Raw genomic sequence first — 12,256 nt, forward strand, 5'->3', positions numbered from 1 at the left:
CGCTCGGCGACATTGCCTTCGCCCCCCTGCGGCGCCCCGAGGCTGATGATCCCGCGGGCTTTCCTCCTCGAAGGCCGCCTCACCTGGTCAGCCATGGCCGGGCTCCCGATCGTTCGGAGCAGGGTTCAGCCGCTACGGCGCATGGCGGGAGGCATGTCCTTGCGGGTGGCGGCACGAGTGTCCGGATAGATGGCGAAGACCTGTTCGAGCCCGAGGATCCGCAGGACGCGCAGCGTATTGCCGGGGACGGCGGCCAGGGCGACGCCGGCCTGGGCCGCTTGTGCGTGGTTGCGCGCGAGGATCAAGGCGCCTATGCCGCTGGAGTCGCAGAGTTCCAGGTGGGCGAGGTCCAGGACCAGACGCTGCCCCGGATGCAGGACCAGGGTGGTGATGAAGGCGCGCAGCTCGTGCGCGGTGTCGTAGTCGAGGTCGCCGGTGATCTCGACTACGGGACCGGTGGCCGCGTCGCGCGCGGCGATCTTCAACGTGCTCATCTCGACAATTCGTAGCCGGGCGGGTTCGCGGATTGGTGCGGGAGCAGTGCGGTGTCGTCGTCCGCTTCCCTCCCAGTGGTCTCCAGGAAGGCGGCCGACGCCTGATCCGCGCCCCGGTCAGGGCGCCGATGTGAGGGATAACGAAGTTCCGTAGGCCGAGTCACCCTGGCAGCGCGGTCGGCCTCGGTGCGGGCAGCTGAGCCGACCGCGGCCGAGTCGAGACTCGCCGCCGCAGGGACGGGGTCGTCGGCTTGAGGTGGGCCTTCACGCGCAGGCTCGCGCCCGCCTGCGCGCTCACGCCTACGTGGATCAACAGTCCGGTGACCGGTGATGGCGCCACGCGGTGCTTCGTGCAGGATAGAGTTGATAGTTGTCGTATGACAACGTTCTTGGTAGGTCATGGTGTCTCATGCAGTTGTGAACTCTCCGCATTCCTTTGAACCGGATCGCAGGACCCACGCTCTGAGGCCGCGTGCCACCCAGTCTTCTGACCGCTTCCGAAGAAAAGGCGCCCAGCGTGACAGACTTTCAGGCCGTTGAGCGTGCTGTCCGCACAGGGGCTCCCAATGAACTGCTCGACACGGTGCGTGCCGCGTTGATCGAGCGCTTCGACGCCACCGAGGTCAACCTGCTCATGGCTGACTACAGCCTCACCGTTCTTCAGCCGGTGACGGCACTGCCGCACACTGCCCAGCCCCTGTCCGTACAGACCAGTCCAGAGGGCCGTGCCTTCGGCAGCCAGGAGCCATATGGCCAGTACATCGCGCAGGACGGCGCGGTCGACCTGCATCTGCCAGTGACCGTACGCGGCGACAGACTCGGGATCCTGACCGTCCGCCTTCCCGAACACAGATGCACCCCTCAAGCCGTAGACGAGATGACAGGTCTCGCCGAGTTCTTGGGGCACGAAATCATCGTGGCGGAACGCGACACGGATCTCTACCTGCAGGCCCGCCGAAGCCGGCGGCTCACCCTGGCGGCGGAGATGCAATGGCAACTTCTGCCCGCCCGTGCCTGCGCGCGCCGGGAATACGCCATCGGGGCACAGTTGGAGCCCGCCTACGACATCCACGGCGACAATTTCGACTGGGCCACCACGGCCGACACCCTCACCCTCACCATCACCAACGGAATGGGCGAGGGAATCCAAGCCTCACTGCTGACGAATCTGGCGGTCAACGCCCTCCGCAACGCCCGCAGGGCCGGCATCGCCATCGCCGATCAGGCTGCGCTCGCCGATCAGGCGATCTACGCCCAGTATCGCGGTGAGCAGTATGTCTCGACCCTGCTGCTGTCCTGTGAACTGGCCACGGGACGGGTGCAGGTGGTCGACGCCGGATCCCCGCAGCTCTGGCGTTACCGTGACAAGGCCGTGGAGCGCGTCGATTTCAACGCACAGCTCCCGCTGGGGATGTTCGACGAATCCGCCTACGAGGCGCAGGAATTCCAAGCCCTGCCCGGCGACCGCCTGGTCTTCGTCAGTGATGGTGTCTACGGCGCCGTCTCGAAGGCGGGGGAGAGCTATGGCGAACGGGCGCTTGCCCGAGCGATCCAGGCGGTCAGCTTCCTGCCTGCTGCCGCGGTCCCTCGGGCGGTGCTGCAAGAACTCACGGAGTACCGCGACGCCGACGCGGACGACGACGCCTTGGTCGTGTGCCTCGACTGGTTCGGCCGTAGCTCGGCACAGACGCACTGACAACGGATGAACCGAGCTTTCCGCCGCGTTGGGAGCCTCCATGCGATGGCGCGGATGGCACGCTACTGGCGCTGGAGCTCGATCCCGCGTCTCGCCTCTGGCTCGGGCATCGGCAGGACGGATGCACCTGCGGGACCGCGAGGCGCAGGGCGGTCGTGGGCCGGCGGTAGGAGCCGTCGTTCGTGATCACGGGGGAGCAGCGACGGGAATGGGAAGCGGGAACGGGTCGTTATGCTGGGTGACATACGTAGGACGTACATCGAGGAGTCATAGACGTGGTGGGTGACGACGACATCTCCGGGTGAGATCCGGATCTGACGGCCACCGGCCTGCGCTCAGGAGCGCTGCCGAGGTGGTCCGTTTCGTCGTACCCCTTTCCCACGTCTGCCCAGGGCAGAGATCTATGCGCTGCCCGCTGTATCCCCGAGGTCACTGCCATGTCCGACGCCGCCGTCGTCTTCTCGAACGTCTCGTTCGCCTGGCCCGACGACACCCCCGTATTCCACGACCTGTCGTTCAGCATTCCCCCCGGTCGTACGGGCCTGGTCGCGCCCAACGGCTCAGGCAAGAGCACCCTGCTCAAGCTGATCGCCGGTGAGCTGAAGCCCGCCACCGGCTCGGTCTCGGTGAGTGGCATGCTCGGCTACCTCCCGCAGACCCTGCCCCTGACCAGCGACCTCACCGTCGCCGAAGTACTCGGCGTCGCCGCGGTGATCCGCGCCCTGGACGCGGTCGAGTCCGGCGACGTCGATGAAATGAACTTCGCCACCATCGGTGACGACTGGGACATCGAGGAGCGCACCTGCGCTCAACTCGACCGTCTGGGCCTGGCCGGCCTCACCCTGGACCGCAGTCTGAGCACGCTCAGCGGCGGCCAGGTGGTCTCCCTCGGCCTCGCCGCCCAGTTGCTCAAGCGCCCCGACGTCCTCCTGCTCGACGAGCCGACCAACAACCTCGACCGCCAGGCCCGGCACAAGCTCTACGACGTGCTGTCGGACTTCAACGGCTGTCTGCTCCTGGTCAGCCATGACCGCGCACTGCTCGACCGCATGGAACGCATCGCCGAACTCGGCAGCGACGAACTACGCCTGTACGGCGGCAACTTCACCGAGTACGAGGAGGCCGTCCGCGCCGAGCAGGAAGTCGCCGAGAAGAACGTCCGCAACGCCGCGCAAGAACTGAAGCGGGAGAAGCGGGAGTTGCAGCAGGCCCGCGAGCGCGCCGAACGCCGGGCGAGCAATGCCACCAAGAACCTGAAGAACGCCGGTCTGCCCAAGATTTTCGCCGGCAACATGAAGCGCGGTGCGCAGGAGGCCGCGGGCAGGTCCGGCACGATGCACGCCTCCCGGGTCAGCGACGCCAAGGCCCGCCTCGACGAGGCCGGCAGGGCCCTGCGCGAGGAGCAGCGGCTCACGCTGGAATTGCCCGGCACCCAGGTGCCCTCCGGCCGCAACCTGTTCCTCGGCGAGGGCATGCAGGTCCACCTCGGCGACAAGGAGGTCTTCGCTTCCAGTGGCGTCGACCTGAGCGTCCGGGGCCCCGAGCGCATCGCGTTGACCGGGCCCAACGGCGCCGGCAAAACCACCCTGATGAGGCTGGTCACCGGTGATCTCGTCCCGACGAGCGGGGAGATCAAGCGCAACGCCGGGAGAATCGCCTACCTGTCGCAGCGCTTGGACCTGCTGGACCTGGACCGCACCGTGGCGGAGAACTTCGCCGCGTTCGCGCCTGAGCGTCCCGAGGCGGAGCGGATGAACCTGCTCGCCCGGTTCCTCTTCAGGGGCGCGCGGGCCCATCTGCCGGTGGGCGTGCTCTCCGGCGGCGAGCGCCTGCGCGCCACTCTGGCCTGTGTGCTGTGCGCGGACGCCGCCCCGCATCTTCTGCTGCTCGACGAGCCCACCAACAACCTCGACCTGGTCAGCGCGGGCCAGCTGGAGAGCGCGCTCAACTCCTACCAGGGCGCCTTCATGGTGGTCAGCCACGACGAGCGGTTTCTCGCCGAGATCGGGATCAGCCGCTGGCTGCGGCTGGCCGACGGGGAGTTGAAGGAGACGGGGGAACCGGAGGTGTGAGCCGCATACGTGTGACGTGGCCCGTCTCCGAGGCTGCTCGGCCCGGTCGGTGCCGTGTCCCTGTCGAGGTCGCCGTGGGGATTCCGGCACGGCCATGGCCGCGAACCCGGCTGGGGGCGCTCGGACGGCGGGCTGCCGCCTCAGGAGCACTCCGGGCCCCGTCGCGCAGCGCAGCCTTCCTGAGCCAAGGTGCCTCATTGGTGCCGGCGCTCGCGGAGAGCGCTGCTCGCCGCCGCGCATGCGGGACGCTCAACCCAGGACGCGCCAGGGTCCGCAGGCGTGTTGGTCGGGCCCGCTGTGGGCGGGGGTGTTGCGGTCGAACCGTTCGTGGGCTTGGCGCAAGTACTCGGGCGACAGGTGAGCACTGTTGTCCAGTGTGGGGGCGGGCGACGAGTCGGAGCCGGTCGGCGCGGGTGTAGCCGTCAACGAGGAGCGCGTTCGGACAAGGACCGTACCCGTGACCGCACTGACGATTGCTTCCGTGCTGTCGCGGGATCGCCTCTTGATTCTTCTCTGCACAACGCGAAAGGCGCATGAGTGTCTTCGCGAGTCAGCCTGGATTGCGCAGTCCCGTCAGGAGTCGGTCGAGGGCTTGCTCAACTGCGTGCGGGTTCCCACCTCGTGCGATCCAGAGGGCGGCCTCGTTCATTGCCCCCGAGAGAAGTCGAGCCAGGGGTTCGACCGGCTGGTCGGCGATGATCCCGGCTGCGGCGAGTGCCTGCAAGGCGTCCGTAAGGTGCCGGGCGGAGTAGGCCTCGTCGAAGGCCCGCCACTCGTCCCAGCCGAGCACGGTCGGCGCATCGACCAGCAGGATCTGTCGCACCGCGGGGTCGGTGCCCGCACCCAGGAAGGCCCGGCAGCCGGCCCGGAGCTGCTCCCAGAGGTCGTCGTACCCCTGGGCTGCGGTCGCGACCCGCTCGCCCAACTCCTGCTGCACCTCGGCGACGACGGCTCGGAAGAGCCCCGCCTTGCTCTCGAAGTGATGATAGGCGGCCCCCTTGGTGACCCCGGCGGCCCCGGCCACGTCGGCCAGCACTACGTGGTGGTACCCGTCGGCGGCGAACCGGCGCCGTCCTTCGACAAGCAGCGCCTGCCGCGTGAACGCCCGCTGCTCCGACCGGCTGACCGCCATAACGCGCACCGCCCTCTCCATTTCGCGTACCCGAGGTATGCTAACGCCACAGTTCGCATACCCTCGGTATGCGAAGAGATGTGAAGGGCCTCTGCCATGACGAACGAACCCACGACCAGGACCACGACCAGGACCACGCCCACGACCGAGCTCGGCGGCTTCTACCCGGTGCTCGCCACCCGGGACGTGGCCGCTTCCCGCGACTTCTACACCCGTCACTTCGGTTTCGAGGTCACCTTCGAGGCGGACTGGTACGTAAGTCTGCGCCGTCCCGACGCGCCGCAGTACGAGCTGGCCCTCCTCGACCACGCCCACCCGACCATCCCCGAGGGTCACCGGGTCGCACTCCGGGGCGGCTTGCTGCTGAATTTCGAGGTGGACGACGTGGACGCCGAGCACCAGCGGCTCGTGGCGGAGGGCGACCTGCACGAGGTACTGCCCCTGCGTACGGAGGAGTTCGGCCAACGTCATTTCATCGTCGCCGCCCCCGACGATGTGCTGATCGATGTCATCACCGTCGTCCCGCCCGGCGAGGAGTATGCCGCCCACTACACCGACGACTGATACCTGTGCCGCATCGTGGCGCTCGAGGCCGGGCTGCGGCCTGCTCAAGCGGGCCGGCCGGCTGTGCCTGTCCCCACCGCTGAGCCGGCCAGACGATCGCGCAGGCCGGGCCTTTGGTGGAGGCTGCCATCGCCGTCTACGAGGCGTGCCTGACGGGCCGACGACTGACGGGGTGCGGGGGCATGCCGATCTGCCAGTTCTCCTGGCTGTTCGTCGGCGATGAACGCCAAGGCCGTCCGTTCGGGTTCGACTACGCTGGTGGAGCTGACACACGTGAACGAAGGACGCAGATGGCTCGCCCCTACAACCCCGGACCGAAACAGTTCGTCTTCGCTGTCGGTGATGGCAACGACCAACAGGTCTCCGTGGGCGACCCTCAGGAAGCCTATGTAGCGTTCTCTGCGTTCTTCCGCGATCGAGATTCTGACACCTACACCATCAACGATGAACCGTCGGGGCAGAGTTTGGTACTCATGCCCGGGCAAGGTGTGATCTCCCGGATCAAGGATGCGGACCAACCCCGGTCGGAATACCTCCAGGTCGACAGGGGCAATCGCTACCTTCCGAGCGCGATGCTGTTCTTCGAGAACGGATATGCCGGCCTCGACCGCTTCGGCCAGTGGTTCTCCGACCGCGCCGACCTCGACGCGTCACCGGAGACTCGCGGTGCCGCCCGCGCCGCCACGATCACGACGGAAGCAGCGGCGATCGAAGAAATCGCTCGGATCTGGGCAGATTCGGGCTACGTGGACCCGAGCGACCAGTACTACATCTTCTTCGGCTCGCATGATGTCGACGACGACCGTGCCGAACGAGCCGAACTGCTCCAGTTGATCGAGTTCCTCGGCATCGAACGAGTCGACCCCCCTGCCGAGGCCGCGGGGGGCGAAGTCTGGGTGCGCACCGACCCACGTCTCGACGCCGAATGTGCACGGTGGTCGTGAACGGAGGGCGCGGGGTGGGGCCGCAACATCGGCGTGATGCCGGGCCGGTGCCGTTCCGGGAAGCACTGGGTCCATGAGAGAGATCGTCTTCACGCGCATGAGCGGCTGGATCCCGAACGTGATCCGCGAAGACGGCGAGCTGAAGCTGATGCTTGCTGCCGGGGCCGACGCCAACCACGAGCCTCGCACGTTCACGTTCCCGATCAGCGAAGCCCACCTTGCGGTGATCCGGGAGGACCTGGCCAGGCACCTGCTGTTGTGGAGTGCGGTCCTTCCGCTGTGCGACGACGCCGGAACCCGGGGCGGGATCGACGAGAACGCTGCCGTGGCGCTCCTGGACCCGATCCTTCTTGCCGCGCCCGCGGACGTCGACGCGCTCTTCCGGCGCATCCGGTGGGACAGGAGCCGGCTCATCGCCCATGGGGCCGACACAGGTCTCCTTGAGCGCGGTCAGGTATGTGCGGCGATGCGCGCGGCGACGGAGACGTCCAACGGGAAACGAGCTCAGGAGTACCGAGCGGACCGCCGTCGCGCCGAGCGGGGAGCCGTACTCGGTCCGCTCGACGCCGCGATTCTGCGGTACACGGGCCAGTATCTGCACGGCGCGACGGTTCCGAAGCGGCTGCCCGATGCCGTCGCCCCCGCGCTGCTGCCCGAGGTCATGCGGGTGATCGCCACTGCGGAGCAGGCGTGCGCCGGGATGCGGATCGGCCGCGATCCGCGACGGGGAAACCGCGCCACGGACAGGCGCGACTGGGATCGGATGAAGACGACGGTCGAAGCGGCCGTGCGCCGTGCACACCCTGACCTCGTCGATGACGCGGTGCGTACCGTGAGCTTCCTGATGTGCTCGGAGGCCGCGGACCGCTCCAGGAGCGCACCCATGGAGGATGACGAGGAGGCTGCCGGCCACCGCGCCGACTTCGGCGGGAGTGCGAGGAAGACGGTCCTGTCGTTCCCCGACGACAAGGACGTCGAGAAGAAGTGGCTGCGGGACAGTCCCCGCACTGCCGCCGCGGAGTTCTGGGAGTTCGTCGGCGATCGCTCTGCCGCGGACAATGAAGTGTTCACCATCGAGGACGAGGAGATGGGCGAAGGGATCCAGCTCCACTTCTACGCGGACTCCATCGCCCGGATCACGACGCTGCGCGCTGGTGGAGGCGGGTCGGATCCGGAGTACCGGGTCGAGTACAGCCTGGTCGACGGCATGAGCGGCTACCGGGACCTGGTGAGCGCCTTCGTCCGCGGCGGCTGCGCCGCACTCGAACAGTACGGTCCCTGGATGTCGGATGTCGCCGAGTTCGAGCGCGCGCGTCGGCGGCGCGACGCCCGGTAGTCCCAGCGGGAGCCGCGCACGCCCGTCGGAAGAACCTGCGAAGAGCGGCCGGGGCAAGTGCTGGCCCGCAGGGCCCAGTTGGGCCGTGCCATCGAGGCAGGCGACGGCGTAGCCCGGTAGTCGCGAGACCGCCTACGGGGCCGGCGCGCCGCTCCGTGCCGCCTTGTGGTGGCGGGCGGTCAGCCGTGAGCCGGACTCGCGGCGGGCGGCGCGGCGCAGGAGCGGTACCGCGAGGAGGAACCCGAGGACCGCCCAGGCCGTGAGGACCAGGGCGACCATGGGCAGTTCCCAGGAGCCGGCCGCCTCGGCGGTCCGTGCGGAGTCCGGGAGCAGCGCCGAACGCAGGCCCTGCGCCATCCACTTGAGCGGAAAGACCGAGGCCACCTGCTGGACCGGCACGGGCAGTGCGGTGATCGGGAACACCGTCCCCGAGGTGAGCAGCAGCCCCATCGTCGGCAGCATGATCAACGCCAGGGCCTCGCGGGGGTTGGGCAGTACGGCGCCTATGGCCGCGCCGAGCGGTACGACGGCGAGCAACCCGAGTGTGGTGACCCACAGCAGCGTCAGCCAGTCGCCCGGCCCGTGCGGCAGTGGCCCGTCCGCCAGCAGCGCACCGCGGCCAGGAGGAGCGCCAGGGTGCCGACCGCCAGGACGACCACCAGCAGGCACTTGGCGACGAGGTAGGCCGGTATCCCGCCGGGCGTGGCACGCAGCCGCAGCAGGGTGCCCTCCTCCCGCTCGGTCACGAGGATCTGCGGGAGGCTGATCAGCCCGACCTGGAACAGCAGGTAGGCGGCGAAGCCCGCCAGCACCAGATGAGTCATCGGGGTTCGGGTCCCGGGCACATCGTCGCTGACGTAGGCGGCGACGAGCAGCGCGACGACCACGTTGGTCAGGTGGCCGGACATCTCCTTGCCGTTGCGCAGGAGGTGCCGCAGTTCGATTCGGCCGCGCTGGAGCCCGGCATGCCAGCTGTTCGTCCTGTTCGTCATGTATGCCCCCCTCATGCGGCCGGTGCCTCCTCGTTCGTGTCCCTGTCCGTGCCGTCGGCCTCCCGGTGCACCATGTGCAGGTAGGTGTCCTCCAGCGTCGGGCGGCGGACCTCGAGGTCGGCGATCGGGCCGTCCGCGTGCCGGTGGAGTTCCCAGACCAGCCGTGAGGGATCTGCTGTGCGTTCGCGGCGGGGCGTCCCGTCGTCGGCCATCCAGCGGACCACGGCCTGGGCGGCGGCTCGCCGGGCCAGTTCCGCGGGTGTGCCACAGGCCCGGATTTCGCCGCCGACCAGCATGGCGATCCGGTCGGCGAGCCGCTCGGCCTCCGCCAGGTCGTGGGTGGTGAGCAGGACGGTGACGCCCTCGTCGCGGGCCAGGTGTTCGACCAGGACGTGGAACTCGTGCCGCGCCTGAGGGTCGAAGCCGGTGGTCGGCTCGTCGAGGAAGAGGAGTTCGGGGCGGCCGACGATGCCGAGCGCGACGTCGAGGCGCCGGCGCTGGCCGCCGGACAGCCGGTCCACCTGCCGGCCGGCCTGGTCGGTGAGGCCGACCAGGGCCAGCAGTTCGGCCGGGTCGCGTGGGTCGGGGTAGTAGGTCGCGAAGTGGGTCAGCAACTCGGCGACCCGCCAGCGGCGGTGGTCGCGCCAGGACTGCAGGACCAGGCCGATCCGGGCTCGCCAGGCGTCGCCGCCCCGCTCGGGATCCGTACCGAGGACGCTCACCTCCCCGCCGGAGCGCTGCCGGAAGCCTTCCAGGATCTCGACGGTGGTGGTCTTCCCCGCACCGTTGGGCCCGAGCAGCGCGAAGACCTCGCCACGTTGGATGTCCAGATCGACGCCGCGCAGGACGTCGACATCGCCGTACGCCATGGTCAGATCGCGTACCCGGATCACGGGCTGGACGTCGGTGCGCCCGGACGTCGTCATCGGCCCGCCTCCGCGTGGGGCTGCTGTTGTGCCGCCCCGGACGCGGGTCCGGCGCTGTCGACGATGGCCCGGAGTGCCGCCACATGTCCCTCGAAGGCGGTGCGACCGCGGTCCGTCAGCCGTACTTTCGTACGGCGGTTGCGGCCGCCGCCCTCCTTCCGGGTGTCCAGGTATCCGGCCGCCTCCAAGGTGTGCAGCTGCTTGGAGAGCGCGGAGTCGCTGAGCGAGAGGCTGTCGCGGACGAACGCGAAGTCCGCCCACTCGGTGGCGGCGAGCAGCGCGACCACCGACAGTCGCGTGGCGGGGTGGATCAGCTCGTCGAAGCCGGCGGGGGTGCTCATCGGCCGGACTCCTCGTCGGCCGCCGGTTCGCCGCCGCTCCGCACCGAGTCGGCCGCCCAGCGGTTGGCGGGACCGAGGGAGAGCAGGTACACGGCCACCGCGGCCGTGGCCTGGATGAGGCCGGCGTAGATCGGCTCCAGTGGCTCGGTCAGGTGGTCGGCCAGCACGATCGTCCCGCCGACCAGTACCGCCACCGCACCGAACGAGGCCCACATACGTCCGGGGCAGCGAGTGTGGTGCAGTTGCATCCGGCTCCTGCGGCTCCTCACCACGATCAGCACGGTCAACAGACCGACGTAGGCCGCCACGAACAGTCCGACGCCCCACGGGGGCAGGTCCATGCCGACGCCGGCAAGGAACACCCACATGAGCGCGGCCAGGCCGTAGGTCATGCCGCGCCCGCCGGACGCGGAGCGTTCGAACTCGTCGTACACCCGCTCCTGCGGCACTCGGATGCGCTGGAGATCCTTCCATGCCTGTTCGGCATCCACCGGCATGCTCACGGTCATCGCCCTCCCGTCCCCGATTACTTTCCTACCAGGAAAGTTACTCTTGACTTTCCCGATAGGCAAGTCGGAGGTTTGCCGGTACTGGGAGGCGGGAGCCGCGACGGTGACGACGGTCCGGCCACGGTCACCAGCCGCTCGTCCCGCCGCTCCCGTGGCACGAAGCGCACCCGTGGATGTCCGTGGTTCCGGCCCACCGACAGCCGCCGGACCTCCACCCGCGCGAAGACCAGGCCGATCGCGACGGCGGCGGTCGTCGCGATCGCGCCGCCGACCGGCGGCCGGTCATCGACCAGGAGATCGGCGTCATCATGGCCCAGCAGCGCTGCGAATCCGCCGTGTCTCTCACCTCGTTGAGGGCGGCTGCGCACAGGCCGTGCCGCACATGCCGGCGGTCACCGACCTGCACGGCGTCGGGCAGCGTCAGGCGGATGGCTTCCGCGTACGTCGTCGATCCGTCACGGCCCACGACCTCGACCCCCGGAACAGGGCCGAACGTCTTACAGTCCCCTGTACGGCACCTCGACGCTGTCAGCCGCTGAACTGGACAAGGCCCGGCTCACGCCGACGAGTCGTCGTCGCGGTGGGCGACCGTGATGAGGCGGTCGGTGCCGGGGGCCTCGAGTTCGTCGACCACGGCGACGGCCAGGTCCTCGGCGCTGATCCACGACTGACCGTCGGCGCTGGTGAGCAAGGTGTCCGTACCGCGCCGATAGAGGCCGGTCCGTGTGCCGGGCTCGAGCTGGGCCGGCGGGCTCAGGTAGACCCAATCGGCACCGGCATGGGCCTGGCAGGTCCGCAGCTGGGCGATCCCAGCGGCGGCGACGGTCTTGAACTCGGCAGGCACATAGGCGGGGTTGTCGGCGACCAGCAGTTCGCGGTCACCGGGGCTGCGCAAGGCACCGGCGCCGCCGACCACGAAGACGCGGATGCCGAGGTATGCGGCGGCATCCAGCACGGTACGGGTGGCGCCGACCAAGAACTCCTGGTCGACCGGAATGGTCCGCACGGACAGTACGACGGCGTCCGCGGCTCCGTTGGAGGCGGAGCCGGCAAGGGTCTCGCGTACGGCGGTTGAGTCCTGCGCATCGACCGCGATCGGCGTCACGTTCGGGTGCTCGCTCGCCGGCTTCCGGGACAGGGCAAGCACATGGTGACCGCGTGCACCGGCCTCGCTGATCACCCGGCTGCCGACCATGCCGGTGGCGCCGAGCACAGCGATCGTCATGCCCGTCTTCGTCGCATTCCTCTTC

General features: G+C 69.0%; 11 protein-coding genes and 2 pseudogenes. 5 read left to right on the top strand and 8 right to left on the bottom strand.

All coding sequences use genetic code 11. The annotated features are described in order from the left end of the window. Positions 1–125: 125 nt before the first annotated feature. Positions 126–494, bottom strand: coding sequence for an STAS domain-containing protein (locus OHA05_RS35745; protein WP_313942055.1), 369 nt, complete (start codon positions 492–494; stop codon positions 126–128). 517 nt (positions 495–1,011) lie between these two features. Between OHA05_RS35745 and OHA05_RS35750 the strand changes: the two genes are divergently transcribed. Then, positions 1,012–2,190, top strand: coding sequence for a PP2C family protein-serine/threonine phosphatase (locus tag OHA05_RS35750; protein ID WP_328862914.1), 1,179 nt, complete (start codon positions 1,012–1,014; stop codon positions 2,188–2,190). Positions 2,191–2,627: 437 nt separating this feature from the next. Continuing rightward, the gene (abc-f, locus tag OHA05_RS35755) at positions 2,628–4,262 is read left to right on the top strand and encodes a ribosomal protection-like ABC-F family protein (RefSeq protein WP_328862915.1); all 1,635 of its coding nucleotides are present in this window, start codon (positions 2,628–2,630) and stop codon (positions 4,260–4,262) included. Between the two features lie 550 nt (positions 4,263–4,812). On the opposite strand, the gene OHA05_RS35760 is transcribed toward abc-f, so the two are convergent. Further along, positions 4,813–5,394, bottom strand: a complete 582-nt coding sequence (locus OHA05_RS35760) for a TetR/AcrR family transcriptional regulator (protein WP_328863525.1) — start codon at positions 5,392–5,394, stop codon at positions 4,813–4,815. A 96-nt stretch (positions 5,395–5,490) separates the two neighbouring features. Here OHA05_RS35760 and OHA05_RS35765 point away from each other — a divergent pair, with 96 nt between their 5' ends. From OHA05_RS35765 to OHA05_RS35775, 3 genes are all read left to right on the top strand, one after another. Then, positions 5,491–5,958 carry a VOC family protein gene (locus OHA05_RS35765; protein WP_328862916.1) on the top strand — a complete coding sequence of 156 codons (468 nt, stop codon included), beginning with the start codon at positions 5,491–5,493 and terminating at the stop codon, positions 5,956–5,958. Between the two features lie 182 nt (positions 5,959–6,140). Next, on the top strand, positions 6,141–6,902 hold the full coding sequence (locus OHA05_RS35770; RefSeq protein ID WP_328862917.1) for a DUF6357 family protein: 762 nt from the start codon (positions 6,141–6,143) through the stop codon (positions 6,900–6,902). A gap of 73 nt (positions 6,903–6,975) precedes the next feature. Continuing rightward, positions 6,976–8,238, top strand: a complete 1,263-nt coding sequence (locus OHA05_RS35775; RefSeq protein ID WP_328862918.1) for a DUF6357 family protein — start codon at positions 6,976–6,978, stop codon at positions 8,236–8,238. A 132-nt stretch (positions 8,239–8,370) separates the two neighbouring features. Here OHA05_RS35775 and OHA05_RS35780 read toward each other — a convergent pair. The 6 genes and pseudogenes from OHA05_RS35780 to OHA05_RS35805 all read right to left on the bottom strand — a co-directional run bounded on the left by OHA05_RS35780 (position 8,371) and on the right by OHA05_RS35805 (position 12,231). Further along, positions 8,371–9,245, bottom strand: a pseudogene (locus OHA05_RS35780) (ABC transporter permease). Then, positions 9,242–10,156 carry an ABC transporter ATP-binding protein gene (locus OHA05_RS35785; RefSeq protein WP_328862919.1) on the bottom strand — a complete coding sequence of 305 codons (915 nt, stop codon included), beginning with the start codon at positions 10,154–10,156 and terminating at the stop codon, positions 9,242–9,244. The pseudogene OHA05_RS35780 and the gene OHA05_RS35785 overlap by 4 nt, the downstream one beginning before the upstream one ends. Continuing rightward, positions 10,153–10,497 (bottom strand): transcriptional regulator, encoded by a 345-nt coding sequence (locus tag OHA05_RS35790; protein WP_328862920.1) that lies wholly within the window; start codon positions 10,495–10,497, stop codon positions 10,153–10,155. The genes OHA05_RS35785 and OHA05_RS35790 overlap by 4 nt, the downstream gene beginning before the upstream one ends. Continuing rightward, positions 10,494–11,006 (bottom strand): hypothetical protein, encoded by a 513-nt coding sequence (locus OHA05_RS35795; protein ID WP_328862921.1) that lies wholly within the window; start codon positions 11,004–11,006, stop codon positions 10,494–10,496. Before OHA05_RS35795 ends, OHA05_RS35790 begins: the two co-directional genes overlap by 4 nt. Positions 11,007–11,301: 295 nt before the next feature. Continuing rightward, positions 11,302–11,487 (bottom strand): annotated as a pseudogene (locus OHA05_RS38310) (transposase); the annotation flags it as partial. 75 nt (positions 11,488–11,562) lie between these two features. Next, the gene (locus OHA05_RS35805; protein ID WP_328863526.1) at positions 11,563–12,231 is read right to left on the bottom strand and encodes an NAD(P)-dependent oxidoreductase; all 669 of its coding nucleotides are present in this window, start codon (positions 12,229–12,231) and stop codon (positions 11,563–11,565) included. Positions 12,232–12,256: the final 25 nt, after the last annotated feature.

This window comes from Streptomyces sp. NBC_00306 (assembly GCF_036169555.1).
Lineage (GTDB): Bacteria > Actinomycetota > Actinomycetes > Streptomycetales > Streptomycetaceae > Streptomyces > Streptomyces achmelvichensis.

What these genes read in the sequence shown, in the direction of transcription:
- OHA05_RS35775 (WP_328862918.1), top strand. Translation starts at nt 6,976, where the DNA reads ATGAGAGAGATCGTCTTCACGCGCATGAGCGGCTGGATCCCGAACGTG.
- abc-f (WP_328862915.1), top strand. Translation starts at nt 2,628, where the DNA reads ATGTCCGACGCCGCCGTCGTCTTCTCGAACGTCTCGTTCGCCTGGCCC.
- OHA05_RS35805 (WP_328863526.1), bottom strand. Translation starts at nt 12,231, where the DNA reads ATGACGATCGCTGTGCTCGGCGCCACCGGCATGGTCGGCAGCCGGGTG.
- OHA05_RS35745 (WP_313942055.1), bottom strand. Translation starts at nt 494, where the DNA reads ATGAGCACGTTGAAGATCGCCGCGCGCGACGCGGCCACCGGTCCCGTA.
- OHA05_RS35760 (WP_328863525.1), bottom strand. Translation starts at nt 5,394, where the DNA reads ATGGCGGTCAGCCGGTCGGAGCAGCGGGCGTTCACGCGGCAGGCGCTG.
- OHA05_RS35790 (WP_328862920.1), bottom strand. Translation starts at nt 10,497, where the DNA reads ATGAGCACCCCCGCCGGCTTCGACGAGCTGATCCACCCCGCCACGCGA.
- OHA05_RS35785 (WP_328862919.1), bottom strand. Translation starts at nt 10,156, where the DNA reads ATGACGACGTCCGGGCGCACCGACGTCCAGCCCGTGATCCGGGTACGC.
- OHA05_RS35765 (WP_328862916.1), top strand. Translation starts at nt 5,491, where the DNA reads ATGACGAACGAACCCACGACCAGGACCACGACCAGGACCACGCCCACG.
- OHA05_RS35795 (WP_328862921.1), bottom strand. Translation starts at nt 11,006, where the DNA reads ATGACCGTGAGCATGCCGGTGGATGCCGAACAGGCATGGAAGGATCTC.
- OHA05_RS35770 (WP_328862917.1), top strand. Translation starts at nt 6,141, where the DNA reads ATGCCGATCTGCCAGTTCTCCTGGCTGTTCGTCGGCGATGAACGCCAA.